Raw genomic sequence first — 23,920 nt, 5'->3', positions numbered from 1 at the left:
AACGTCAGATTAACCATTTTTGATCAGGCTCAGTTTGAATTGGTAAATTGACCCGAATTGGAGCAGTAAATGCGTATACTTCTTGTCGAGGATGATCCGACCACGTCCAAAAGCATCGAACTGATGCTGACGCACGCCAACCTTAACGTCTATGCGACGGACCTTGGCGAGGAAGGCATCGATCTGGCAAAGCTTTATGACTATGACCTGATCCTTCTGGACCTGAACCTGCCGGACATGAACGGACACGAAGTTCTGCGTCAATTGCGCATGGCGCGGGTCGAAACGCCGATCCTGATCCTGTCCGGTGCGGACGATACCGAGAACAAAATCAAGGGCTTCGGATTTGGCGCCGATGATTACATGACCAAGCCATTCCACCGCGAAGAACTGGTGGCCCGCATTCATGCCATCATTCGCCGCTCGAAAGGGCACTCTCAGTCGATCATACACACTGGGCAGGTCGCGGTGAATCTGGATGCCAAAACGGTTGAGGTCGAAGGCAAAGCGGTGCATCTGACCGGCAAGGAATACCAGATGCTGGAGTTGCTGAGCCTTCGTAAGGGCACCACGCTGACCAAAGAGATGTTCTTGAACCACCTTTATGGCGGCATGGATGAGCCTGAACTGAAGATTATCGACGTCTTTATCTGCAAACTGCGCAAAAAGCTCAGCAACGCCACTGGTGGCGACAACTATATTGAAACGGTCTGGGGGCGGGGATATGTGCTGCGCGATCCCCAAAGCAACAGCCTTGACGAAACGCGGATGGCCGTTGGCGCCTGATTGGAACATAGGTCGCCGGTGGTCCGGGGCGACCTGCCGCACTCACTGAACAGCACATCTGGACCTAGCCATGGCCTCGCCCTATCACTGAGGTCCAAGAAGACTTGACAGGGCGAGGCCATGAGCAATTTGATTCCGGTATCTGAGCTGACTGAGGACGCCGCGAAGACGGAACTGGCGCAATTGGCGCAACAGCTGGCGCGGGCAAACACGCTGTATCACGCAGAAGACGCGCCCGAGATTTCCGATGCCGAATACGACGCGCTCAAACGCCGCAACGCAGAAATTGAGGCGCGTTTCCCTCATCTTAAACGGGGGGACAGCCCTTCAGATCAGGTTGGCGCGCGCCCGGCCGAAGGATTCTCGAAAGTCACCCATGCCGTGCGCATGATGTCGCTGGGCAATGCGTTCGATGACGAAGATGTTCAGGATTTTGACCGGTCTATCCGCAAATATCTGGGGCTTACGGATTCTGAGCCTCTGGCCTTTACAGCCGAACCAAAGATCGACGGCTTGTCTCTGTCTCTGCGCTATGAGGGCGGTCAGTTGGTGCAGGCCGCCACCCGCGGCGATGGGGAGGTCGGCGAAAACGTCACCGCCAATGCGCGAACGATCTCGGACATTCCCCAAACGATCCCGGATGCGCCGGATGTTCTGGAGGTTCGGGGCGAGGTCTATATGTCCCACAAGGATTTCGATGCTCTGAACGCCCGGCAAGAAGAGGCGGGCGAAAAGCCCTTTGCCAACCCGCGCAATGCAGCAGCCGGGTCTTTGCGACAGCTGGATTCCGCAATCACCCGCGCCCGTCCGCTGCGGTTTTTTGCTTATGCATGGGGGGAATTGTCCGCGCCGCTGGCCGACACGCAAATGGATGCGATCGGGCAATTGAAAGCGTTTGGGTTCACGATCAATCCGTTGACCCGGCTGTGCGAAACGACCGAGCAGATGCTTGCGCATTACCGTGACATCGAAACCCAGCGCGCGACTTTGGGCTATGACATCGATGGTGTGGTCTACAAGGTTAATGATCTGGCCTTGCAGGGGCGCCTTGGGTTCCGCTCGACCACTCCGCGTTGGGCGATTGCGCATAAATTCCCCGCCGAACTGGCCTGGACCCGGCTTGAAGCAATCGAAATTCAGGTGGGCCGCACTGGGGCGCTCAGCCCCGTGGCGCGGCTGCATCCGGTCACTGTTGGCGGTGTCGTTGTCTCGAACGCCACGCTGCACAATGAGGATTATATCGCCGGACGCGATGCCAGGGGCGGCATAATCCGCGACGGTAAGGACATCCGTGTTGGCGATTGGGTGCAAGTCTACCGCGCGGGCGACGTGATCCCGAAGCTGGCTGACGTTGACGTCTCGAAACGCCCCGACGACGCGCAACCTTTCGTGTTCCCCACCAAATGCCCCGAATGCGGCAGTGACGCGGTGCGGGAAGAAGGGGATGCCGTGCGCCGCTGCACGGGTGGGATGATCTGCCCGGCGCAAGCGGTGGAAAAGCTGAAGCATTTCGTCTCGCGCAAGGCGTTTGACATCGAAGGTCTGGGCGCAAAACAGATTGAGATGTTCTATGACGATCCGGACCTGCCGATCAGAACTCCGGTTGATATTTTTACACTTCAGACGCGCGATTCCGCGAACCTGAATAAACTGGCCAACCGCAAGGGCTGGGGCGCGCAAAGTGCCGGAAATCTATGGGCGGCGATTGATGAAAAGCGCAAGATACCCTTTGGGCGGCTGCTGTTTGCCCTGGGCATTCGGCATATGGGTGAGGCCGCGTCGAACCTGGTCGCAACCCATTACGGCACGTGGTCCGAATTTGAGACAGCCGTCACCGCCGCCGGTCATTTCGAAGGCCCTGAATGGGAGGACTTGCTGGGTGTCGACGGCGTAGGTGAAGTTATGGCGCGGGCGCTCGTCTCGGCCTTTGCGCAAGAGGCTGAGCGCGCCAGTATCGACGCGTTGGTCGCGCAGTTGGACGTACAGGATGCCAAACGCCCCGACACCGCGGGCAGCCCGGTCGCCGGCAAAACCGTTGTCTTCACTGGCACGTTGGAAAAGATGACCCGCGCCGAGGCCAAAGCCCGGGCTGAGGCTTTGGGCGCCAAGGTTTCAGGCTCGGTCAGCAAAAAGACCGACATTCTTGTGGCAGGCCCGGGCGCGGGATCCAAGGCGAAAAAGGCGGCTGAACTGGGCATCGAAACATTGGATGAGGATGGCTGGCTACAGCTGATCGGCACCGCATGAGTGGCCGTCCCGAGCAGTTGTTCCCGCTTTTTGCCGGGCTGGAAACGCTTGACGGTGTGGGGCCCAAAACAGCGCAGGCCTTTCGGCAGGCGGGCATCGAATCTCCTCGGGATCTGGTGTTCAGCCTACCGTATGCCGTGATTGACCGCAGGCGTCGCGATACCATTCAGGGCGCTGATCTGCCGACGACTTTGACCGTAGAAATCACTGTTGGCCCGCACCGTCCCCCGCGCAACAAAGGGGGCGCTTACCGTATTCATGTTGAGGACGCTCAGGCCGATTTCCAGTTGGTGTTCTTCCACGCACGCGGGGATTACCTGAAGCGTATGCTGCCGGAAGGGGCGCGGCGGGTCGTATCGGGCAAGCTGGAACTGTTCGACGGCATGGCGCAGATGGTCCACCCCGATCACATGTTGCCGCCCGAACAGGCGCAGGACATACCAGAGTTCGAGCCGATCTATCACCTGACGCAGGGGATCACGCAGAAAACGGCGTATAAGGCAGCGCGCAGTGCGTTGGCGCGCGCTCCGACGCTGGACGAATGGATCGATCCGGCGTTGATCGCCAAGCAGGGGTGGGGAGATTGGTCCTCGGCCATCGAAGCGGCGCACAACCCCAAAGGTGCGGATGATGTAGCGGCCTTTGCGCCTGCGCGGGAACGACTGGCCTATGATGAGCTGTTTGCCCATCAAATGACGCTCGCTTTGGCCCGTCAACGAGAACGAAAATCCAAGGGTGTTGTCAGCGTCGGCACCGGGCGTTTGCAGGCCCGGGTTCTGGGCAGCCTGCCATATAAGCCAACCGGAGCCCAGATGCGGGCGATTGATGAGATCACCGCCGACATGGGTTCGGACGCGCGGATGAACCGGCTTTTGCAGGGGGATGTTGGGGCCGGCAAAACCCTGGTGGCCTTCATGGCGCTGCTTGTCGCCGTTGAGGCCGGCGGGCAGGGCGTGATGATGGCTCCGACCGAGATTTTGGCCCGCCAGCATCTGGAGGGCCTGCGCCCGCTGGCCGAAGAGGCGGGCGTTTTTCTGGAAATACTGACAGGCCGGGACAAGGGGGCTGAGCGTCGGGCCAAGCTGGCGGCTTTGAAAAACGGGGATATTCACATTCTGGTCGGCACCCACGCCGTTTTCCAAAGCGATGTAGAGTTCCACGCGCTGAGGCTGGCCATCGTGGACGAACAGCACCGCTTTGGCGTGCGCCAGCGGATGGAGCTGTCGGAAAAGGGGCAGGGCGCTGATGTTCTGGTGATGACGGCCACGCCGATCCCGCGCAGCCTGGCGCTGGCGCAATATGGCGATATGGACGTGTCTGTGCTGGACGAGAAACCGCCCGGGCGGAAACCGATCAAAACCGCCATCGTCAGCACCGACCGCATGGATGAGGTGGTCAGCCACCTGCGTCGGGCCATTGAAGAGGGGCGTCAGTGTTATTGGGTCTGCCCGCTGGTCGACGAATCCGAGGTGTCCGATCTGACTGCGGCTGAGGAACGGTTCAAACGGCTGCGCGCGATCCTGGGTGAAGGCACGGTGGGGCTGGTCCATGGGCAAATGCCCTCGTCCGACAAAGACGCCGCGATGAAGGCGTTCCAAGAGGGTCAAACCAAGGTTTTGGTGGCCACCACGGTGATCGAAGTTGGGGTCAACGTGCCCAATGCCTCGATCATGGTGATTGAGCGGGCCGAGATTTTCGGGCTGGCCCAGCTACACCAGCTGCGCGGGCGTGTTGGCCGGGGCGAGGCGGATTCGACCTGTTTGCTGATGTATCAGCCTCCGCTCAGCGAAGGGGGCCGGAAACGGCTGGAGGTCCTGCGGGAAACCGAGGACGGGTTTCGGATCTCGGAAACGGATCTGCAGATGCGCGGGGCCGGGGATCTGATTGGCACGGCCCAATCGGGACTTCCACGGTTTCAGATCGCTGATTTGGAAAGACAGGCCGGGTTGATGGCCGTGGCACAATCTGATGCGCGGGCCTTATTGAATGCAGACCCCCAGCTGAAAACAGAACGGGGGCAGGCGGCCCGCGTTCTTTTGTGGCTTATGAAACAGGATCAGGCAATTCGTTTGATTTCAGTGGGTTAGGATTTTTGTTCCTGTAAGTTCGCAAATGTTCTCAAAAAGTTCTTTACCGACTCGGGAAAATATGAGAACAAAAGGTCAACAAAGGATTAAATCTCGACCGGAGGTGAGACCATGCTGACCCAGATCAAAACCGCCCTGTGCCGTTCGCAATCGACGATTTTGCAGGATGCCGCAGGGGCCGTGTCTTTGATCGTGATGCTGATGGTTGCCCTTCACCTGCCGGGGACGTTCTAAGCCTTTCTGCCTGCGATCTCGTGCCGAAAATACCGCGCTGTCATCCCCATTTCAGTCAAGGGTGACCTGCCTGTCCCAATTCCCTTGAGAGGCCCGCCTCGGCCTCGTGCGGCTATCCGGACCCCACATGAGAAACGCACAACCTGCCGCCGCCCTTTCCGCCCGGAAGGTGCGGCGGTTTTTTTATAGCTGACCGGTCCGAATTATCTCGATCATCGCAGACAGGACCGAGTTGACCGCGACCGAGGCCAGGATCATCCCCATCACGCGGCTGATAATCGCGGCCCCGGAATAGCGGATCAATCGGATGATCGGATCGGCCAGCAGCATCAGCACAAAGGCAATCAGCACAACTGTCAGCATGACCAGCGCTGTGATCCCCTGATCTGCGGCGCTGTAGCGATGGTTGTCGGTCAGGATGACAATGGCCAGCATCGCGCCGGGCGAGGCCAGTGACGGAACAGCCAACGGAAAAATCGCCGGATTTGGCTTATTGGCAGATTTCTCCATCTCTTCTTCGGCTTCGTGCTGCTCTACAACCTGTTTGCTTTCGCCAAAGATCATGGTCAGGGCAAACAGGAACAGGATAATGCCGCCCGCGACCTGGAAGGAATTCAATCCGATATCCAGTGCCTCAATCAGCAATTGGCCAAAGACGAGGAAGAACAGCAAAACACCAGCACTGACCAGGGCCGCCAGCAGGGCGGTTTTGCGCCGGGCTTTTGTGGACAGACCTGCCGTGACGGCGATGAAAACAGGGATGGTTCCGATCGGGTCGATGACGACCCAAAGCGTAACGAAATGTTCAAGCAGCTTTTCCAAACCAATCCCCCGGCGTTATCTGTGACTACCTCGGATTGGCGAAAAATGCTATTGTTATGCGCAATTAGCCTGTTCGGCTTGCTCCATCGCCTCGGCCGCAGCCTCAAGCGACAACAGGATCGAAGCATGGCGATTTTTATAGTCGCGCGCAGGCATCAGGACCTCAAGCCCGTCAAAAGGCGCGTCCGGCGCGGGCCCGTCTTTTTTCAGCATCGCAGACAACTGATCGCGCGCGGTTTCCACCTGTGAGCGCGTCGCGCCGACAATTGCGCCCCCAACAACCGAGGCAGACGCCTGACCCAGCGCGCAGGCTTTCACATCCTGACCAAACTCTGCCACCCGGCCGTCCTGCATCTTGACATCGACAGTGACGGTAGACCCACACAGGGGCGAGCGCTTTTTGACCGTGGCATCGGCATCCTTGAGCCGGTCGAGATGTGGGATATCCGCAGCCAGTGCCAGAATGCGGCTGGAATAGAGCTTGATCAGATCGTTCTCGCCAGACATGGCTTTCCCTCGTTGTCCGTTCCTCATACATAGTGAGCATCCACCGGGATGCAAAAGGTTTTTCTTATGTCCGCCACTGCTACTTTCGACCCATCCGCTCTGAAGTTTAACGAGGCTGGTCTGATCCCCGCGATTGCACAGGATGCGCAGTCGGGCGAGGTGCTGATGATGGCCTGGATGAATGTTGAGGCCATTGAAAAGACGTTGGAAACCGGGCGCGTCACCTATTGGTCGCGGTCGCGCCAGTCATTTTGGATCAAGGGCGAGACCTCGGGCCATACGCAAGAACTGGTGGATTTCCGCTTTGACTGCGACAGTGATTGCATTTTGGTTCTGATCAACCAGACCGGTGCGGCCTGTCACACCAACCGGCGGACCTGCTTTTACACCGCAGTGCGGGACGGGCAGCAGGTTGAACTGATGTCCCCGATGGAGTGATCGGGTCAGAGGCCCACCATGCGTCGAATATCAGCGGGCGAGGCCCCCTCGGCCCGGTATTTCGAAATCGCCCGCGCGTCGTCGCGTTTTGCCAGTCGTTTGCCTGCGTCGTCGCGGATCAGGCGATGGTGCAGGTATTGTGGGGTCGACAAGCCAAGCAGAGCCTGCAGGACAACGTGAATGCGGGTGGCTTCGAACAGATCCTGACCGCGAATGACATGGGTTATCCCTTGGGCTGCGTCATCCAACACGACGGACAGGTGATAGGACGTTCCCATGTCGCGCCGGGACAGCACGACGTCACCGATCGTTTCTGTCAATTCATCTGGTGTGAACAGGATCGTTCCGGTTTCTCCGTCTCCGTTTTCCAGAAAAGAACCCATAGGTTCTGCGTTTTGTGACAGGATCAAACGACCTGCCGCAGCCATGTTCAGGCGCAATGGGATGTCTTTAGGGCGCGGCTCTTGCGCCATCGCATCGCGCCATTTTGTCCGGCACGTTCCGGGATAGATGATCCCATCCGGCCCAAGCAGTGGTGCACCTTCCTGCGGAGCGCTTGCGGCGGCGGCAATGTCCTTGCGGTTGCAGGTGCAGGGATAAAGCAGCCCACGCGCCCACAGATCGTCCAGAGCGGCATCATAGGCCCCGGACCGCTCAGACTGACGCATCACGGGTTCGGGCCAGTCCAGACCCAGCCATTGCAGATCATCGTAAATCTGCTCTTCCCAATCGGGGCGAGAGCGGGACTGATCGATGTCTTCAATGCGCAGCAAAAATTCACCGCCCCGAACCGTTGCCAAATCATGGGCCAGCAGCGCCGAGTAGGCGTGCCCCAAATGCAAAGGTCCTGTGGGGGATGGCGCAAACCGGGTTCTAAATGTCACGCTTTCTCAACAATATAGACGTCTGACTTCAAGTCCATCCCGGGCAGGTGAGGACCATATTCCCGAAACAGCAACCGGGCTGCGCCCATGTCCAGCCAGTCATTCAGGCGACAGGTATAGGACACGTCCTTAAGCGTTTGATCGTTGAAGGAAAACGCCAAAAGCCCGTTTTTAGGCAGCGCATGCATCAACATGTCTAAAACACTGGGCGGTGCGGCCCCCGCGCCGATCACACCAATCGCGGCAATAGCTTTGTAAGCATCTTTTTCCAAAGGGTTCGGATCGGTGATCTCAAACGTGGACAAGGTGCGGTAGATACCTTTGGCCTCAGCACCCTCAAGCATCTTGGGCGTCGGATCTACCCCGTCGATCACCTGAAATCCGGCGGCCTTCAGGGCCTCGCCCGACAGGCCGGTGCCACATCCGTAGTCCAGCAGAGGTGTCTGAGGTTCCGGCATTTTTGACCACAACGCTTCGGCCACCCGACCTGGGGTGGCGTAGCCGTGTGCGCCAACTTCAGCGTCATAAGAGGCTGCCCATTTTTGATAGTGTGCATGTGTATCCTTGGGGTTTTCCAAGGCGTAGGCGTCTTTGAAGTTCTCGTCGCTCATGCACTGATGTTACGCCGGGCAGGCCCAAGACGTCCAGTCAGCAATGCGACAGCCAGCTTTTCCATTCGGCTTTGGCGCGATCCGTATAGGCTTTGTACCGGTCCTTACGCCCACGGCGACCGCCTTTCAGCCCATCGACAGGACGGAACAGGCCAAAATTGACGTTCATCGGCTGAAAGGTCTTGGCCTCGGCGCCACCGGTGATGTGGTGGATCAAGGCCCCCATGGCGCTGTCCTGCGGCACTTCGGGCAGCGTTTGGCCCATGATTTCAGCCGCTGCCAGCCGGCCTGCCAACAACCCCATGGCCGCACTTTCCACATAGCCCTCAACCCCGGTGATCTGCCCGGCAAAGCGGATGTTGGGCTTGGATTTCAACCGCATCTGCGCGTCCAAAAGGGTGGGAGAGTTGATGAACGTATTCCGGTGAATTCCGCCCAACCGCGCAAAGCTGGCGTTTTCCAGACCCGGGATCATACGGAACACCTCGGTCTGCGCGCCGTATTTCATCTTGGTCTGAAAGCCCACGATATTGAACAGCGTGCCAAGCGCATTGTCCCGGCGCAACTGCACCACCGCATGCGGTTTGACGTCCGGCTGGTGCGGGTTCGTCAGGCCAACCGGCTTCATCGGGCCATGGCGCAGGGTTTCGCGGCCACGTTCCGACATCACCTCGATCGGCAGGCAACCATCGAAATAGCCTGCGGTTTCGCCCTCGTGGAACTCGGTCTTGTCGGCGGCCAGAAGGGCATCGATGAACGCCTCGTACTGATCGCGATCCATCGGGCAGTTGAGATAGGCGGTACGTTCTTCCTCGGTCTCACCCTTGTCATAGCGCGATTGCATCCACGCTTTGCTCATGTCGATGCTGTCGGCGTAGACGATGGGGGCAATGGCATCAAAGAACGCCAGGGACTCGGCGCCGGTTTCGAGGCGAATAGCCTCACCCAGCGCGGCCGAGGTCAGCGGGCCGGTTGCAAAGATCCAATGGCCGTCGTCGGGCAGGGCGGTGACCTCTTCATCCGTAACCTCGACGCGGGGGTGTGCGCGCAGCTTGGCTGTAACGGCCTCGGCAAAGGGGTCGCGGTCCACGGCCAGCGCGCCGCCAGCGGGCAGGCGATGCGCATCGGCGGTGGTCATGATCAAACCGTTTGCGGCACGCATTTCCCAATGCAGCAGACCAACCGCGTTTTGTTCGTCATCGTCGGAGCGGAAAGAGTTTGAACACACCATCTCGGCCAGGTTGCCGGTTTGGTGCGCAAAGGTGCCGACCTTGGGGCGCATTTCGTGGATCACCACATCCACGCCCATTTCCGCCGCCTGCCATGCGGCCTCGGACCCGGCCATCCCGCCGCCCACGATATGCAATTTCTGTGTCATGGGCTGCCACATAGGGCACAGCACAGCACAACGCAACGGATCAGGTCAGGAAATTGAGAGAGGGGATTTTGGGGTCGCCGCTGCGGGTATGTCAACGCCGGTGAGAGAAACCAGCTTGGAGGGACCTTCCGCCCACGGCGACCCAAAAAATGTATCCAAGGCTTTCGCCCTGTCCCAGCTTTGCCACAGTGTTGCCTTTTTGAAAAGTGCAAAAATGCGAACAGTCCTTAAAAATGTTGACAACAATCGCCTCATTGATGCCAATTTGGCGGTCTTTTTTCGATAAATGCAGATATTCCTTCTTCGGTATCCCTATGCAGCATATTCTGTGCCATTACCTCTCCGGTGTAGGAATAGGCCTGTTCAATGGGCATATCGAGCTGCTGGTAAAAGGCTTGTTTGCCGATCTTTACCGCCGATTCCAGCTTGGACGCCAACTGATCCGCAAGGGCCGAGGTTTCATGCTCCAGCAGCATTTCCGGCACAACACGGTTGATCAGCCCCAGTTCAGCCGCTTTTTCGGCTGATATGAAATCGCCAGTGGTCAGCATCTCAAACGCGCGTTTGCGTGGGATGTTGCGGCTCAGCGCCACCATGGGGGTCGAGCAGAACAGGCCGATATTCACACCGTTGACGCCAAATCGCGTACCTTCAGCCGCAACCGCAAGATCGCAGGTGGCCACCAGCTGACAGCCCGCAGCGGTGGCGATGCCGTGGACTTGCGCGATAACGGGCTGGGGCAGGGACTGGATCGACAGCATCATCCTGGCGCATCGGGAAAACAGGTCCTCGAAATAAGCTTTGCCGCCATCTTCGGCCTGCCGCCCAGCCGTCATCTGTTTCAGATCGTGACCCGCGCAGAACGCCTTGCCTTCGCCCCTGAGGATCACGGCGCGAATCGTGCTGTCGTCGCGCAGGGCGTTGAATTCTGTCTGAAGGGCGGCCAGCATCTCGTCGCTGAGGGCATTCAGACGTTCGGGTGCGTTCATTTTCAGGGTCGCCACCGCGTCTTTGTCGTTACGTTCCAGAATTGCCATCTTGCCCTCCGATCTGATGTCAGGCCAACTCTAGGTCGGCAGAGCACGGAGGGGAAGCATGGCGTTGGCAATGGATCGGGACGGGTTGATGGATTACCTGCGGCAGGTCTTTCCTCAGGTCCATAGCGACTTCGTGGTCGAGGACCTGACCGACGATACGATCGTCATGCGCCTGATCGTTCAGGACAAACACCTGCGCCCCGGCGGAACGGTCTCGGGGCCGTCCATGTTCGGGCTGGCGGATGTCTGTGTCTATGCCATGGTGCTGGCGCGCAAGGGGCGGCAATCGCTGGCGGTGACCACCAACAGCTCATTGGATTTCCTGCGAAAACCCGAAGGGGGCAAGGATATGATCGCCCATTGCCGGTTGCTGAAACTGGGGCGCAGCCTTGCGGTTGGCGATGTGCTGATGTTCTCGGAAGGATCAGACAAGCCCGTGGCGCGGGCCGCAATGACCTATTCCCTTCCGCCCGAAGGGTCCGCAGCGGCAGCGTTCGGATAAAAAAGGCCGGGCAATGCCCGGCCAGGAAGAGGTCCCGAAATGGGACTGGGGAAGCTTAGTCCTGCCAGAAATAGCGGCTGTATTCCTGACGGGCCTGGTATCTGGTCAGCCCGACATCCTTGAGCATCCGGTCATCCAGATTTGACAGGTTCACACGGCTGCGGCGTTGGCGTTCCCACTTTGTCACAGTCGCCGCAAACCGTACTGCCAGCGATGCGACCAGCGGCAGCCGGGGGCTGTCGTTCAGCAACATAAGGGCGGGGGTGTGCATAGCGCGTGTCATAGTGGGTATCCTTTCAAATTGTATTGACACAAAGCGTAAATGTTCGGTACATATATTTGATACATTCTTGATTGTGTCAAAATCAAAGGAAGAATTGTAATGGATACAATTTGGCCCGACTCCCTGCCAAAGTCCAAAGGTCCTAAATACACATTGGTGGCCGACACAATCCGAAAAGCCATTGATAACAAGCTGCTGGAAGTTGGTACGAAACTGCCGCCGGTGCGGGAACTGGCGTATCGGTTACAAATAACACCGGGAACAGTTGCGCGAGCCTACACGATTCTGACCGATGAAGGTTTGCTACAGGCCGAGGTCGGACGTGGTACATTTGTCGCCCAGCCGCGCACTCCGGTCCTGGATGATATTTGGGCGCGGCAGACCGAACCGCCCGAGACCGACGCTGTTCGCCTGTTCAGCCCATTGCTGCCAGACGTAGGGCAGGTGAGTGCGGTCCGTGCCGCCCTTGTCGAAACCTCCAAAGGCCCGGCCGAGGATTTTCTGAACTACCCCAGCCGGGACGCGTACAGACCGGTCCGGCAGGCCGTCGTCGATTGGTTGAGCGATGTGCCCTTGGGCGTTCTCAACGAAAGCGACGTGGTCCTGTCCCATGGCGGGCAGAATGCGATTTCGCTGGTGTTGCAAACGGTACTGAAAGGCCCCGCGCCAACAATTCTGGTCGAAGACCTTTCTTATGCAGGATTTCGGCGCTCGGCCCAGATTTTGCGGGCCGATGTGGTTGGGGTGCCGATGGACGAACATGGCGTCCTGCCCGAAGCGCTGGATGCCTTGGCGCGGCAAACCAAGGCGCAGGTGTTTTGCACCTCGCCCGAAGTGCAAAATCCCACGGCGACGCACACTCCGATCGAACGGCGGCAGGCGTTGGTGCGTGTCGCACGCAAGCATGGGATGGAGATATTGGAGGACGATTGTTATCGCATCGGCGATGCCCGCGCGCCCGGCTATCGGGCTTTGATGCCGGAAAGTGGTTGGCATGTGAGTTCGATCTCGAAAACCCTAACCCCGGCTCTGCGGGTCGGCTTTGCCATCGCGCCGCGAGGCCGGGGCAGCGAGTTGCGGCAAGTCGCCGAATACGGCTTTTTTGGCCTTGCGCATCCGCTGGCCGAGGTCACGCGCATATTGCTGTCCGACCCCCGCAGTCGGCAATTGGCCCAAAGTGTTCGGGACGGCGTTGCAAAATACGTCATGATCGCCGTGAATACACTGGGCGGCTTTGATCTGACTTGGCATTACGAAGTGCCGTTCGTGTGGCTCAAACTGCCCTCGGGTTGGCGCTCTGCCGCGTTTTGCCGTGCCGCTGCGGCAGAAGGGGTGCAAATCCGCTCCGCCGACGAGTTTGCTTTGCGCGATGGTCGGGCCCCACATGCGGTACGGATTGCCATCAATGCGCGTGTGGCGAAAAGCTCATTCGAAAATGCGATGCAGCGGCTGCGCGGCCTTTTGGACAATCCACCCGAGCAAATCAGCGTCTAATAGTGGGGTAAAATAATACCTTTTTTTTAAGGTATTGTTTTTGCTTAACTTAAAAGGCATTGCTGTTGTTGACCTACACCGCGCTCCCCTCTAAATACGCTCCATCGAATTCGGGCCGCTCCGACCTATGGGGCGGTCTTTCACATCAAACAGGACTATCCTGCCATGAAAACCTTTTCTGCAACACCTGCAGACATCGACAAGAAATGGATCCTGATCGACGCCGAGGGCGTTGTTCTGGGCCGTCTTGCCTCGATCGTCGCCATGCGTCTGCGTGGCAAGCACAAAGCGTCGTTCACCCCGAACATGGACATGGGCGACAATGTCATCGTGATCAACGCTGACAAAATCCAGATGACCGGCAAGAAGCGCGAAGAAAACTTCTACTGGCACACGGGTCACCCGGGCGGCATCAAGTCGCGCACCAAGCAGCAGATCCTCGAAGGCGCACACCCCGAGCGCGTCGTGACCCAGGCGGTCAAGCGCATGCTGCCGGGCAACCGTCTGGCGCGCCAGCAGATGACCAACCTGCGCGTTTACGCCGGTGCCGAGCATCCCCATGAGGCGCAAGCGCCCGAAGTTCTGGACGTTAAGTCCATGAACAAGAAAAACACCCGGAGCTAATGACCATGGCTGATCAGATCAATACTCTCGAAGAGCTGAGCGCCGTTGCAGGCGTCGAAGCCGTCGCCGAAGAAGTCATCGTGCGCGAGCCCGTCCGTGACGAACTGGGCCGCTCCTACGCCACCGGCAAGCGTAAAGACGCTGTTGCCCGCGTTTGGATCAAGCCGGGTTCCGGCAAGGTCACCGTGAACGGCAAAGACCAGGACAAGTACTTTGCGCGTCCCGTTCTGCAGCTGATCCTGCGCCAGCCGTTCCAGGTTGCCGGTGTAGAAGGTGAGTTCGACGTTGTTGCAACCGTCAAAGGCGGTGGCCTGACCGGTCAGGCCGGTGCGGTCAAGCACGGCATCTCGAAAGCGCTGCAGCTGTACGATCCCAGCCTGCGTGGTGCCCTGAAAGCCGCTGGCTTCCTGACCCGCGACAGCCGCGTTGTGGAACGTAAGAAATACGGTAAGCGCAAAGCGCGTCGTTCGTTCCAGTTCTCCAAGCGTTAATCGCTGCGGAATACGACTTTCAAAGGGCTCGCAAATGCGAGCCCTTTTTTGTTGGCTTATTCCTCGTAAACCAGCTTCCAGGCACCGTTTTCGACCACATTGACGAAAACCGTGTCAGCCCCTTGATGGTCATCGGGACCATAGGTGATCTCATTGCCGACCAGCTCATCCGTGTAGTTCAACGACTCCATCGCGGCGATAAAGCTTTCATGTGTCAGGTCGGGGCCTGCGGCCTCAAGCGCTTTGACCATCATCTCGGCGGCGGAATAGCCCAGCATGGCAAAACCGACGGGGTCTTCTCCGGTCGCGGCTTTGTATTCCTCAATGAACGCGGCCGGCGCGGGCTCATCAGCACGTGCCCACAGGTCCTGCCAGGACGCCGCGGCGTAGAACCCATCCGTCACCCCGCCGGGAACTTGCGCCACGACGGTCAGGAAACTGGCCGATGTGCCCAGGAATTTCATATCCGTCAGGCCCATCTTCTTGGCCGTGCCAACGACGGTGATTGCCTGACGCACGCCAAGGGCCATGGTGACGATATCGCAGCCTTCTTCCTTGAGCTTGCTCAACGAGCCCACAAAATCGGTTTCATCAGGTTTATGCGTGGTCTCGGACACAAAGGCGATCCCGGCCTCTTCGGCACCGGCCTGACTGCCCTCGAGGATCTCTTCACCAAAATCGGTGGGCAGGTACATGGTGCAGACGCTTTGCGACCCGAACGTGTCAGCCAAGTATTTCACACCAACGCGGCTTTGATCGAAATAGGTCGAGAACGAGGTGAACTTGTTATCCATCGGTTCCTGCAACATCTGCCGCGCAGCGGTCAGCGGGGCAACGTTTGGAATACCCTTTGGGTCCAACAGCTTAAATCCCGCCATATTCATGGGCGTGCCCAGCGATTGCATCATGGCAAACACCTTGTCGCGATTGAGCAGTTTGTTATAACCCTGCATAGCGCGCGGCATTTGATAGCCGTTATCCTCAACCACAAAGCGGATGGTGCGCCCATGCACGCCGCCCTCGGCGTTGACACGGTCAAACACGACATTGGCCCCTTTGGTGGCGGGAACGCCGACGGCGGCGAAAATACCGCTCAGGTCATTGACCGAGCCGATGACGATCTCATCGTCGGTTACACCCTGCGTTTGTGCGTTGGCCATCGTGGCAGCGGCGGCCAAAGCGGTGGCGGCAGTCAACCGTTGGATCACGTTCCTCATGTTTCTCCTCCCTTTGGGTAAACCCTTTTCTATTTGTACATGTCTTCAATGAGATGTGCGTGTTTCTTTTCGACAAAGCTGCGCTTGAGCTTCATCGTGGCCGTCAGCTCATCATCGTCGGCGGTTAGCAGCACGTTGATCAGGCGGAAATCCTTGATCTGTTCAACCCGCGCGAAGTCTCTGTTGACGGCTTCCACCTCTGCGCCGATCCGGTCCCGAACCTCCGTCGCGGCGCAGAGCGAGGCAAAGTTCGAAAACGGAACCTTGCGATCCTGTGCGAATTTCTCAACGTTTTCCTGATCGATCATTATTAGCGCCGTCAGGTATTTGCGTTGATCACCGATAACGACTGCATCCGAGATATAGGGGCTGAATTTCAACCGGCTTTCGATCTCGGCCGGGGTGATGTTCTTGCCGCCCGCTGTGATGATGATGTCTTTCAGGCGGCCGGTGATGGTGACATAGCCGTCGCTGTCGATTTGCCCCATATCACCGGTGCGCAGCCAGCCATCGGCAGTGAAGGTCTCGGCGGTTTTGGCGTTGTTGCGCCAATAGCCCTGAAAGACATTCAGACCCTTGATCTGGATTTCACCGTCGTCTGAGATGCGCACGTCATTGCCGGGCACCGCGCGCCCGATGGTGCCAACCTTGTTGTTCTGCGTCGTGTTCAGGGTGGCCAGACCCGAGGTTTCGGTCATGCCAAATCCTTCGACCAGTGGCACACCAATGGCCCAATACCATTTCAGCAAATCCGCTGAAATGGGCGCGGCCCCGGAACCGCCCCGGCGCAGCCGATCCAACCCCAGCATCCGCCGCAGATTGCGCAGGACCAGCCTGTCCCACAGCCAGAATTGCGCGGCAATCGCAGGGGGAACGGGCTGCGCCGACAGGATGTATTCGGCGCGGGCAAAGCCAGCCTTCAACGCCATGCGAAACGCGGTGCGCCCAGCAGGGGTTGCGTCCTGTGTCAGGATTTGGACATAGGAATAAATCTTCTCCCACACGCGCGGAACCGCGGTGAAGGTCGAGGGCGAGACCTCTTGCAGGTTGGCAAACACGGTCTCGGGGCTTTCGGCGAAATTCACCACACATTTCGAAGCCAGCGGCAAATAGACCGACACGTCGCGCTCAAGAATATGGCAGAGCGGCAGAAAACAAAGCTGCTCATCACTTTCCAAAGTGGGCAGGGCATGCGCTCCAGCCTCGATCGCAGCCAGAATGTTTTCATGGCTCAGCATCGCCCCTTTGGGCATGCCGGTCGTGCCAGAGGTATAGACCAAAAGGGCGGTATCCTGCGGCGAGGCCAGGGCGATTTCACTCTGGAACCGGCTGGGATCGTCTGCCTTGGCCTGACGTCCGAGGTCATAGAGATCGCCGATCATCACACAGCGGTCGTGGTGTAGATCGTGCAGGCCTTCGTCCTCAAGAACGATGACGTTCAGCAGGCCCGGCACCTCGTCTTCGATTTCTAGGAACTTGTCCAGCTGCTCTTCATTCTCGACGACAAGAAAGCGGCTGTCGCTGTCATTGATCAGGTATTTCAATTGCTTGGCGGAATCGGTGGTGTAGACGCCCGAGGTAATCCCGCCGACCCCCTGAATACCCATATCGAACCACGCCCATTCCTTGCGGTCCTCGGACAGGATCGAGACGACCTCGCCCCGTTGCAGCCCCAGCTTGCGCAGGGCCAGTCCGATCCATGTCGCATGCTGCCAGTAGTCGGCCCAGCTGTAGGATTTCCAGATGCCGAGGTCTTTTTCACGATGCGCCGTCCGCGCCCCCAGATCGGCGCAGCGTTTCTGAAACAGTTCGCAGATGGTCCTGCATTCGTCGACCAGAACGGGCCGTTGTCCGGGCGTCGCGTTGTATTGCACGCCGTTGATCCGGGCTTGTGGGGGCAGGGTGCTGATGTTCATGCCACTTACCTCCAGGTCTTTTTGCGTTTCCAGCGGCGGTTTTCCCGCGTGCCTTCTTCCTGCACGCCCAGGTAGAAGTTCTGGATGTCTTCGGATTGCATCAACATATCCGCCGCACCGTCCATGACGATGCGCCCGACCTCCATCACGTACCCATGGTGGGCCAGTTCCAGCGCTGCATTGGCGTTCTGCTCAACCAGCATCATGGTCATGCCCTGTTCGTCATTCAGGCGTTTGAGGATGCCGAAAATTTCCTGCACCAGCAGCGGCGACAGACCCAGCGAGGGTTCGTCCAGCAGCATGATCTTGGGGCTCGCCATCAGCCCACGCCCGATGGCTAGCATCTGCTGCTGTCCGCCAGACAGGGTTCCGGCCTCTTGGGTGCGGCGTTCTTTCAGGATCGGGAAATAGGAAAAGACCAGCTCGCGATCATGATCGATCTGGCCTTTGTCCGAGGCGGTATAGGCCCCTAGGCTGAGGTTCTCGTCTACCGTCAGCAGGGGGAAGACCTCGCGCCCCTCAGGCACGTGGACGATGCCTTTTTGCACAACCTTATGGGGCTCGGACCCTTGGATTTCTTCACCGTCAAAGGTGATCTTGCCCTTTTCTGGGTCCATCACGCCCGACACGGTCTTCATCAGCGTTGTCTTGCCAGCGCCATTCGCGCCAAGGATCGAGACGATCTGCCCCGGATGCACGTCCAGCGACACACCGCGAATGGCCATGATCGGGCCATAAAAGCTTTCGACATTGCGGATGGTCAGGATCGGCGCGTTCATGAAGCTTTGCCTAGATAAGCTTCGACGACCGCCGGGTGCGATTGCACCTGCGCCGGAGTCCCCAGCGCCAGCATCGCACCGTCGGCCATCGCCAGCACCCGGTCGGATACGCCCGAGACCAGCCCCATGTCATGTTCGACCATAAGCACCGTGATCCCCATCTGCCGCCGGATATCGTCGATCCACCAGCGCATATCCGTGGTCTCTTCGACCGACAGGCCCGAGGCCGGTTCGTCCAGCAACAGCAGCTTGGGGTCGGTGGCCAGCGCGCGGGCGACCTCGACCACTTTGCGCACACCATAAGGAAGGCCCGAGATCATCTTGTCGCGATACGCCTGCAAATCGAGGAAATCGATGATCTGCTCGACCTTTTCACGGTTCTCGATCTCTTGTCGTCGGGCCGAGGGTAAGAACAGCACCTCGGACAGCAGGTTGGTCTTGCGATGGCGGTGCCGCCCGACCAGCAGGTTCTGCAGCACGGTGGCATGTTCGAACAGCTCAATGTTCTGGAACGTGCGCGCCACGCCATAAGCTGCCACGCCCGAGGGTTTGACCTGCAACAGATCATGCCCGTCAAAACGGATCGATCCGTCAAACGGGTCATAGAACCGCGAGATCAGGTTGAACACGGTCGATTTGCCCGCGCCATTGGGGCCAACGATGGCAAAGACCTCACCTTCTTCGACCGAAAAGGACAGGTCGTTCACCGCCGTCAGGCCGCCGAATTTCAGGGTGACGTTCTGGAACGCGAGCAGGCTCATCTCAGGCGCTCCGTCTTAAGGTAGGATTTCTGCCGTTTGAACATGTCCTTGCGGTAGAAGGGGAACAACTCAAACCAGGTGCGGATTTTCAGCCAGCGCCCGTACATGCCCATCGGTTCGAACAGGATGAACGCGATAAGGATCATTCCAAAGATGCCAAACTCCAGCCCTGGAATGGCAACAGTGTTGCCGCCGAACAAAGCGCCGACATATTCCTTTGAGATCGATAGAAACTGAGGCAGGAAACCGATGACAATCGCGCCCAGAAACGCGCCGTGAATCGACCCCAGCCCGCCGATTACGATCATCATCAGCAACTGGATTGAGATCAAAACGCTGAACGTCTCATTGTTGAACGCGCCCGAGAACATGCCCATCAACGCGCCTGCCCAACCCGAGACCGCGCAAGACAGCGCGAATGAAATCATCTTGGTCCGCGCGATATCGATACCCATCGCCTGCGCCGAGACCTCGGAATCGCGCACAGCGATGAAGCTGCGCCCCAAAGGTGCACGCAGCAGGTTGATGTATCCCAGCGTCACCAGAACGGCGACAACCAGCACCAACCAGAAAAAGGGGGCAGGGGTGCCCCAACGATCGATGGTCAGGCCAAAAATATCGACCCCGCCGATGAACTTGCCGCCAACGCCGCCCGTGATCGGTTCGGCCAGAACGATGACGTCATCCATCAGGATCGACAACGCCATGGTGAAGATCGCCAGATAGATGCCATGCAGTCGCAGGGCGGGGATTGCGACGGTTACGCCCGCAATGCCGGTCAAGATACCGGCCAGTGGAAAGGCGATCAAAAACGGCACGCCCGCCTCAAGCAAGATGACATTTGCATAGCACCCAAAGGCCAGAAACGCGGCGTGGCCCAGACTGACTTGACCGGTATGGCCGGTCAGCACCATCAGGCCCAGACCGGCAATGGCCCAGATCAGGACGTTTGTCAGCTCACCCAGATAAAAATCGTCCAGCCACCACGGGGCCGCCGCGACGACCGCCAGCAAGATCAGGTAGAGGCCCAGTTGATAGCCATCTTTCCAAGGGCGGATGTCCTGCATGTAGCTGGTTTTGAAAACGATCCGCATGCCCCTAGACCTTTTTGACCCGAACCTGACTGAACAGCCCGTTGGGCCGGAAGATCAGTACGGCCAGCAGCAACGCATAAGGCGCGATCTGGCTATAGCCTGCGGCGACATAGCGGCTGGCGAAGGGTTCGATGACACCAACGATCAGCCCTCCGGCCAGCGCGCCGGGCAGGCTGCCGAAACCGCCAATAACGGCGGCGGCAAAGGCCTTAATCCCCAGCAGACCCGTGGTCGGGTCGACAGACCCTTTGGCGGCGAACAGAATGCCGGCGATCCCGGCCACAACACCCGCCAAACCCCAGATAAAGCCCTGCACCCGTTTGACAGGAACGCCCATGTAATACGCCGCCAACTGGTTTTGTGAGGCCCCCTGCATCGCCAGACCCAGCTTGGTGCGGCTGAAGAAGACATACAGCCCCCAGGTCAACAGGATGGTGACGATGATGACAGCCACATCCTCCATCCCCAGAACCAGCCCGCCGAACCGCACCTCTTTCCCGGCCAGCGGGTTCTGCAGCGTCTGCGGCTCATGCCCCCAGATCAGCCCGGCCACAAAGCGGATCACAAAGCCCAAAGCGATGGTCAGGATCACCACAGCGGTCTGGCTTTCTCCGAACAGCCGTCGGATGATCAGACGATCCAAAAGATACCCAAGCGCGCCCATGATCCCCAATGAGATTGGCAGCGCCAGCCAGAAAGGCAGCCCCATATATTCGGTGTTTGTCAGTCCGATGGTGACAAAGGCCCCCAACATCATGAAATCGCCCTGCGCGAAATTCACCGCTTCGGTCGCTTTGTAAATCAGAACAAATCCAAGCGCGATCAGGCCGTAGACACAGCCATTCGCCAGCCCGCTGATTAGCAGCTGCGCGTTGTCCAAGTTCACCTCCCAATACCGGTTTGCCCGGCGTTGTTGATGCCGCAGAGGTCGCTGCGCCCCCAAGGCTTGGGATCACTATGGCGTGATTATCACCTTTCCGTCACTCTTTTTCAGCGCGCCCGCCAGATCAGAGACCACATTTCGCAGCGCAAGCCGTTCAGAAACATCGGTTTTCCATCGTCCGTCTGCAAATCGGGCCTGCACCTCGGACACAACGCGCATCTGATCGGCCGGAGGGGTTGAGGTCATCCATTTCGTCAGCCAGAACCCCTCGATCCGTTTGCCCATAAAGATCAACTGGCCCATCTGCGTGAGCTTCGGCAACTCGGCGCTCAGCTTGCCATAGCACACCCACCGGGCGCCGTTCGGCATGGCGCAAAACACCTGCTCCGAAAGCTGATCGGCAACTGCGTCCAGAAACACGCGGGGTTTCAGCTGTTGGCTGAGGGACGCAAATTGCTCGGGCATATCCGGGTCCGAAGTCACCAGCACCGCATAGGCTCCCAGATCCTGCAAAGCGCTGACGGCCTCAGCGCGGCGGACCAGCGCGATGGGCTTCAACCCCAGATCGCGCCCGAGGCTGCACATCAGTTTGCCCAACTGACTGGTCGCAGCCGAGACAACAAACGCATCGCCCGCCGCCCTTGCAATATCAACCATCGCCATTGCGGTCATCGGATTTACGATCTGGGCGGACCCGTCATCGTCCGAGATGTCAGGGCGCAGGGGGATGCACATCAAAGCCTGCGTGACCACATATTCCGCCCAGGCACCGGCGGCGGCGACAAAAGCCACGCGCTGACCCTGCAGGGCCTCAGCCCCAGCGCCGGTGGCCACCACATCTCCGCAGCCTTCGAACCCGGCAGCGGCCCCTTGGACACGCGGCTGTCCGTATTCGCCCTTGATGAAATGGATGTCGGACGGGTTCACCGATGCGGCGCGTAGTCGGATCAATACTTCACCCGGCCCGGGGTTGGGAACAGGCAGCTCTGCCTCGGCCAACCAATCAGACGCGTCCTCAAGTGACGGCCCTGTAGCCTGGCCGGAATAGCCATCCTGAGTTTGAATAACGGCAAACATGGTTGCTGGCAGGTCGGGCATGGGGGCTCCTTCAGAAATCCTTGCGACGGGGTATCTGTCGCAGTTCGGCAAAGCGAATTCTCCGCTTTGCCGTTTGTCTTGCAGCGAAACAAATACCACGGAACGGGTCAACGCTCCGCGTGTGTGACCTTACGCAAGGGGTTCGGTCACTGTCCGCTCAGCAAAGTTCTGAGCTCTTGCAGTTTGATCGCGATGGTTTCCGGCGATGCCTGGATATCCTCCAGAATCTGGATGGCCTGTGTTTTCATCTCTTGCGCCAGATCGCTGTCCTCGATCGAGGTCATCACCGTGTCATAGTCAAAATTCTCAAGCGACAAGGCGCCGCTTTCGATCCAGCTGTTCAGAAGGTCCTGACCCTGATTGGCCAGTGCGGCCGCATCCTCACCAGCCTGGTTGGCCAGATCGGTTGCTGCTTCGCTGGCTTGTTCTGCCGCGTCCGATGCCTGATCGACAAGGGATGAGGCCGCGTCACTGGCTTGCTCGGAAACTGAGCTTGCCGCTTCACTGACGGCATCCCCTACGTCTTGTGCCGCTGTTTCCAATTGCTCAGCAGGGGTGGGTTCAGGTTGGGTCAGGTAATAATAGGCGCCAGCGCCAAGTCCGGCGATGACGACTGCAAGTAATAGAGTACGCGACATGAGAGTCTCCTTTGGAAAATGTGCCGCCTTGGTGATGGGATTCTAACCGAAGGCAAAGGGGGAAATCCCTGAAACTATTTTCATTTCCATGGATTGAGCCGGGGTTCGCCGGTCCGGCCAATACGGACGGCAACAACATGCCGGATCATTGGATCAAACGAAGTGCGCGTGTGATCAAAGGCTGTCTGCGCACGGGCGTGTTCGACGTTGACCTAACACTTTTGGTCATTCGGCCTGACGGCTGGACGTACGATACCGTTCGGAGGTTTCATAATAGTCATCGAACCCAATCCTGCGGCGCAGTTCTGAGAACTCCATCAATCCGGGGCGCTCGTCGTTGCGCATTGCGCCAAGGGTCTGGACCATGGCCTGCATTGCAACGGCCATCAAAGACAGCGGATAGGCGGCAATGGAATAGCCAATGTCACGCAACACCGCGTTCGGCAGGTCGGGGGTTTCGCCGCCCTCAACGATATTGGCCATCTTTGGGCCGGGCAGGGCGCTGCAGATCACCCGCATCTCAACCTCGGTCTTGGGGGCTTCGACAAACAGGATGTCCGCCCCAAGTTCGGCAAAGCGTTCCGCCCGGGCGATTGCCTCGGACATGCCGTGTTCGTGGCGCGCATCGGTCCGTGCAAGGATCATGATATCTTGACCGGCCTCTTGCAGCTCGGTCTGTGCATCCACCGCAGCGCGGATGCGGTCATAGGCTTCATCACGGCTCACAACGGCCTTGCCCGGCGTGTGACCACAGCGTTTGGGGGCCAGTTGGTCCTCGATCATTACCGCCGCACAGCCAGCGCGGGCAAAGCCCTCAACCGTGCGGCGGACATTCATGGCGTTTCCATAACCGGTATCGCCATCTCCGATCAGGGGTATATTGACCGCGCCCGCAATGTTGCGGGCCTGATCCAGAACCTCACCATAGCTCATCAGGCCCAGATCGGGTTCGCCAATCCTGCTGGCCGATGCTGCAAAGCCTGACATGAAGGTCAGATCATAGCCTTCCTGCGCGATGAGTTTCGCGGACAGCGCGTCAAAACAGCAGGGCATGATGTGACAGCGATCTTGTTGCAAAAGGCTTCGCAAGCGCGCGGTTTGGGTCATTT

25 protein-coding genes are annotated in these 23,920 nt (G+C 58.7%); 9 read left to right on the top strand and 16 right to left on the bottom strand.

The features are described 5' to 3' along the window. Positions 1 to 69: 69 nt before the first annotated feature. The 4 genes from ctrA (at position 70) to ACRZ94_RS00655 (ending at position 5,354) form a co-directional block, all read left to right on the top strand. Complete coding sequence (gene ctrA / locus ACRZ94_RS00670; RefSeq protein ID WP_480651176.1) at positions 70 to 786, top strand: response regulator transcription factor CtrA; 717 nt, start codon at positions 70 to 72, stop codon at positions 784 to 786. Between the two features lie 120 nt (positions 787 to 906). After that, entirely contained in the window at positions 907 to 3,033 is a 2,127-nt protein-coding gene (ligA, locus tag ACRZ94_RS00665) for an NAD-dependent DNA ligase LigA (protein ID WP_480796453.1), read from the top strand. Further along, positions 3,030 to 5,120, top strand: coding sequence for an ATP-dependent DNA helicase RecG (recG, locus tag ACRZ94_RS00660; RefSeq protein WP_480796452.1), 2,091 nt, complete (start codon positions 3,030 to 3,032; stop codon positions 5,118 to 5,120). The genes ligA and recG overlap by 4 nt, the downstream gene beginning before the upstream one ends. Before the next feature lie 111 nt (positions 5,121 to 5,231). Next, positions 5,232 to 5,354, top strand: a complete 123-nt coding sequence (locus tag ACRZ94_RS00655) for a hypothetical protein (protein ID WP_480796451.1) — start codon at positions 5,232 to 5,234, stop codon at positions 5,352 to 5,354. Between the two features lie 183 nt (positions 5,355 to 5,537). On the opposite strand, the gene ACRZ94_RS00650 is transcribed toward ACRZ94_RS00655, so the two are convergent. Both ACRZ94_RS00650 and ACRZ94_RS00645 read right to left on the bottom strand, forming a co-directional pair. Then, positions 5,538 to 6,176: a MarC family protein gene (locus ACRZ94_RS00650; RefSeq protein ID WP_480796450.1), complete on the bottom strand. Its 639-nt coding sequence runs from the start codon at positions 6,174 to 6,176 to the stop codon at positions 5,538 to 5,540. A gap of 54 nt (positions 6,177 to 6,230) precedes the next feature. Then, complete coding sequence (locus ACRZ94_RS00645) at positions 6,231 to 6,683, bottom strand: iron-sulfur cluster assembly scaffold protein (RefSeq protein WP_480796449.1); 453 nt, start codon at positions 6,681 to 6,683, stop codon at positions 6,231 to 6,233. A gap of 48 nt (positions 6,684 to 6,731) precedes the next feature. Between ACRZ94_RS00645 and hisI the strand changes: the two genes are divergently transcribed. After that, positions 6,732 to 7,121: a phosphoribosyl-AMP cyclohydrolase gene (hisI, locus tag ACRZ94_RS00640; RefSeq protein WP_480796448.1), complete on the top strand. Its 390-nt coding sequence runs from the start codon at positions 6,732 to 6,734 to the stop codon at positions 7,119 to 7,121. 5 nt (positions 7,122 to 7,126) lie between these two features. Here hisI and gluQRS read toward each other — a convergent pair whose 3' ends face one another. From gluQRS to ACRZ94_RS00620, 4 genes are all read right to left on the bottom strand, one after another. Continuing rightward, positions 7,127 to 8,005 carry a tRNA glutamyl-Q(34) synthetase GluQRS gene (gluQRS, locus tag ACRZ94_RS00635; RefSeq protein WP_480796447.1) on the bottom strand — a complete coding sequence of 293 codons (879 nt, stop codon included), beginning with the start codon at positions 8,003 to 8,005 and terminating at the stop codon, positions 7,127 to 7,129. Beyond that, the gene (locus tag ACRZ94_RS00630) at positions 8,002 to 8,616 is read right to left on the bottom strand and encodes a class I SAM-dependent DNA methyltransferase (RefSeq protein WP_480796446.1); all 615 of its coding nucleotides are present in this window, start codon (positions 8,614 to 8,616) and stop codon (positions 8,002 to 8,004) included. Before ACRZ94_RS00630 ends, gluQRS begins: the two co-directional genes overlap by 4 nt. A 37-nt stretch (positions 8,617 to 8,653) precedes the next feature. Beyond that, entirely contained in the window at positions 8,654 to 9,994 is a 1,341-nt protein-coding gene (gene trmFO, locus ACRZ94_RS00625; RefSeq protein ID WP_480796445.1) for a methylenetetrahydrofolate--tRNA-(uracil(54)-C(5))-methyltransferase (FADH(2)-oxidizing) TrmFO, read from the bottom strand. Between the two features lie 251 nt (positions 9,995 to 10,245). Next, on the bottom strand, positions 10,246 to 11,031 hold the full coding sequence (locus ACRZ94_RS00620) for an enoyl-CoA hydratase (RefSeq protein WP_480796444.1): 786 nt from the start codon (positions 11,029 to 11,031) through the stop codon (positions 10,246 to 10,248). Positions 11,032 to 11,089: 58 nt separating this feature from the next. Between ACRZ94_RS00620 and ACRZ94_RS00615 the strand changes: the two genes are divergently transcribed. Beyond that, entirely contained in the window at positions 11,090 to 11,533 is a 444-nt protein-coding gene (locus ACRZ94_RS00615; protein WP_480796443.1) for a PaaI family thioesterase, read from the top strand. A gap of 55 nt (positions 11,534 to 11,588) precedes the next feature. Here the strand turns inward: ACRZ94_RS00615 and ACRZ94_RS00610 are convergent, their stop codons facing one another. Continuing rightward, a complete protein-coding gene (locus ACRZ94_RS00610) occupies positions 11,589 to 11,816 on the bottom strand; it encodes a DUF1127 domain-containing protein (protein ID WP_480651199.1) in 228 nt (75 codons plus the stop codon). A gap of 99 nt (positions 11,817 to 11,915) precedes the next feature. On the opposite strand from ACRZ94_RS00610, the gene ACRZ94_RS00605 reads away from it, so the two are divergent. The 3 genes from ACRZ94_RS00605 (at position 11,916) to rpsI (ending at position 14,425) form a co-directional block, all read left to right on the top strand. Continuing rightward, entirely contained in the window at positions 11,916 to 13,310 is a 1,395-nt protein-coding gene (locus ACRZ94_RS00605) for an aminotransferase-like domain-containing protein (protein ID WP_480651201.1), read from the top strand. Between the two features lie 165 nt (positions 13,311 to 13,475). Next, entirely contained in the window at positions 13,476 to 13,934 is a 459-nt protein-coding gene (rplM, locus tag ACRZ94_RS00600) for a 50S ribosomal protein L13 (RefSeq protein WP_039536983.1), read from the top strand. Positions 13,935 to 13,939: 5 nt separating this feature from the next. Continuing rightward, entirely contained in the window at positions 13,940 to 14,425 is a 486-nt protein-coding gene (gene rpsI, locus ACRZ94_RS00595; protein ID WP_480590939.1) for a 30S ribosomal protein S9, read from the top strand. 56 nt (positions 14,426 to 14,481) lie between these two features. On the opposite strand, the gene ACRZ94_RS00590 is transcribed toward rpsI, so the two are convergent. From ACRZ94_RS00590 to ACRZ94_RS00550, 9 genes are all read right to left on the bottom strand, one after another. Then, complete coding sequence (locus tag ACRZ94_RS00590) at positions 14,482 to 15,642, bottom strand: ABC transporter substrate-binding protein (RefSeq protein ID WP_480796442.1); 1,161 nt, start codon at positions 15,640 to 15,642, stop codon at positions 14,482 to 14,484. A gap of 29 nt (positions 15,643 to 15,671) precedes the next feature. Continuing rightward, positions 15,672 to 17,558, bottom strand: a complete 1,887-nt coding sequence (locus ACRZ94_RS00585) for an AMP-dependent synthetase/ligase (protein WP_480796441.1) — start codon at positions 17,556 to 17,558, stop codon at positions 15,672 to 15,674. 5 nt (positions 17,559 to 17,563) lie between these two features. Further along, positions 17,564 to 18,337 (bottom strand): ABC transporter ATP-binding protein, encoded by a 774-nt coding sequence (locus tag ACRZ94_RS00580; protein ID WP_480796440.1) that lies wholly within the window; start codon positions 18,335 to 18,337, stop codon positions 17,564 to 17,566. Then, positions 18,334 to 19,098, bottom strand: a complete 765-nt coding sequence (locus ACRZ94_RS00575; protein ID WP_480796439.1) for an ABC transporter ATP-binding protein — start codon at positions 19,096 to 19,098, stop codon at positions 18,334 to 18,336. The genes ACRZ94_RS00580 and ACRZ94_RS00575 overlap by 4 nt, the downstream gene beginning before the upstream one ends. Then, positions 19,095 to 20,192, bottom strand: a complete 1,098-nt coding sequence (locus ACRZ94_RS00570) for a branched-chain amino acid ABC transporter permease (RefSeq protein WP_480796438.1) — start codon at positions 20,190 to 20,192, stop codon at positions 19,095 to 19,097. Before ACRZ94_RS00570 ends, ACRZ94_RS00575 begins: the two co-directional genes overlap by 4 nt. Before the next feature lie 4 nt (positions 20,193 to 20,196). Continuing rightward, positions 20,197 to 21,072, bottom strand: a complete 876-nt coding sequence (locus tag ACRZ94_RS00565) for a branched-chain amino acid ABC transporter permease (protein ID WP_480651213.1) — start codon at positions 21,070 to 21,072, stop codon at positions 20,197 to 20,199. A gap of 75 nt (positions 21,073 to 21,147) precedes the next feature. Continuing rightward, a complete protein-coding gene (locus tag ACRZ94_RS00560) occupies positions 21,148 to 22,173 on the bottom strand; it encodes an alcohol dehydrogenase catalytic domain-containing protein (protein ID WP_480796437.1) in 1,026 nt (341 codons plus the stop codon). A 146-nt stretch (positions 22,174 to 22,319) separates the two neighbouring features. Then, a complete protein-coding gene (locus tag ACRZ94_RS00555; protein WP_480651216.1) occupies positions 22,320 to 22,811 on the bottom strand; it encodes a hypothetical protein in 492 nt (163 codons plus the stop codon). Between the two features lie 225 nt (positions 22,812 to 23,036). Then, a complete protein-coding gene (locus tag ACRZ94_RS00550) occupies positions 23,037 to 23,918 on the bottom strand; it encodes an isocitrate lyase/PEP mutase family protein (RefSeq protein WP_480796436.1) in 882 nt (293 codons plus the stop codon). Positions 23,919 to 23,920 lie beyond the last annotated feature (2 nt).

This window comes from Ruegeria sp. CH10 (genome assembly GCF_056537125.1).
The sequence above is the reverse complement of the archived record's forward strand: the minus strand, read 5'-3'. Positions and strand labels throughout refer to the sequence as shown.